Annotated in this window: 2 protein-coding genes; both read right to left on the bottom strand. The window is 60.5% G+C overall.

Annotation, left to right across the window (positions count from 1 at the left end; translation table 11 throughout):
- Positions 1-638 precede the first annotated feature (638 nt).
- Positions 639-797, bottom strand: coding sequence for a hypothetical protein (locus tag NS184_RS18520; protein WP_193750560.1), 159 nt, complete (start codon positions 795-797; stop codon positions 639-641).
- Positions 797-1193: hypothetical protein (locus NS184_RS18625; RefSeq protein WP_206556306.1), on the bottom strand; the 397-nt coding region annotated here is incomplete at its 5' end. The genes NS184_RS18520 and NS184_RS18625, both read right to left, overlap by 1 nt.

The following is a 1193-nucleotide window of genomic DNA, read 5'->3' as shown; positions in this document are numbered from 1 at the left end:
GGGAGGGGTGGGTGCCCCGTGCGTTTGCTTGCGTGTCGCTCTTTGGAAGCCGTGTAAGGCAATCTGACGCGTTTTGGTGTGCGTCTTGCTCGTCACCAAGCGGTAGGCGTTGCTATGGCCTTACGTGGCCGCTCAATCGTCTGCCCGGCACGTTTGGCTTTGGCTTCTGCCAACGTCATTGTTGACTTCCACCGGTTACATGCCCTGTGCATGAGGTGACAGTTGCTTCTTTGTGTTGGTGAACCACCACGAACGCGTGGCACATCTTCGTCGACGACTGCTGACTCGGGATGCCAGGCACAGCCGGCGCAGTTGATGCGTGGGCACTTTGGTCCGTGCTGTCCTGCGATGCGGGCAAGTGTCTTGTCTACTGGCTTGTCGCAGAGGGCGCACCGGGTTTCTTCTGCCCTCACCCGCTTGACTAGCTCACGTCGCCGGTGGCCATTGGCGTTGGTGCCCGCCATACCCTACCCCCGTCAGGTACCCCCACTCCGGTAGCACATCCCGGTATCGCTGTAGGGGTGGGTACTCGAGTGGCTACCCCCACCACCGTTCGTCATCCCAGGGCCGTTGCTCGTCGGTGCAGCATCGGTCGGCTGCAATACCTGAGTTGTATTCCTTGCCGCATCGTTCGCATCTCACCATGCCGCACCTGCAACCATTGCGACTGCGGTGACGAGGATGTAGGCAACGAGGACAACAGCAAGAACGACGCCGACCGTCTGCCAGATGCGTTCGCGTCGCATGTACTTCTTGGCTGTCTCGTGTGCGTCGAGCCATGCGTCGTCGTAGCTCATCAGTCCTTGTCCTGGATGGTGTCGGTGAAGATGTCGTCGACTGCGACGATCAGGGCAGCTGGTGCGTGGAGTGGTTCGGGCCAGCGGTTGGACCTGACTCGGTGGGAGCTGAGGTCGGCGGGTTCGTTCACGATCAACCTCCGTTGGTTGATATCGCAGCAATCAACCTGTCTCGGTTGATGAGGTAGTACCCATCCGGCTCGAACCGCGGTGTTCGACATTGCGCGACGCTCGCCCGCATGTGACCGCGTGGATCTTGCAGGGCGTCGCTGGCCTGTTGTGTGTCGGTCGGCCGGATGGGAAGTTGTTACGCCTTCTTCGCTCGACGAACGCGCTGCTGGTTCATCGCGCACGTCTTGCACTTTCGGCTTGGATTGCCAGTTGTTCGGCCAGCGT

Origin of the sequence: Curtobacterium luteum (assembly GCF_001475545.1) — a bacterium.
In the GTDB taxonomy this organism is placed as follows: Bacteria; Actinomycetota; Actinomycetes; order Actinomycetales; family Microbacteriaceae; genus Curtobacterium; species Curtobacterium luteum_A.
The sequence above is the reverse complement of the archived record's forward strand: the minus strand, read 5'-3'. Positions and strand labels throughout refer to the sequence as shown.

Bases quoted from the DNA above. Each gene is read 5' to 3' on its own strand.
- NS184_RS18520 (WP_193750560.1), bottom strand. From the start codon at position 797: ATGAGCTACGACGACGCATGGCTCGACGCACACGAGACAGCCAAGAAG.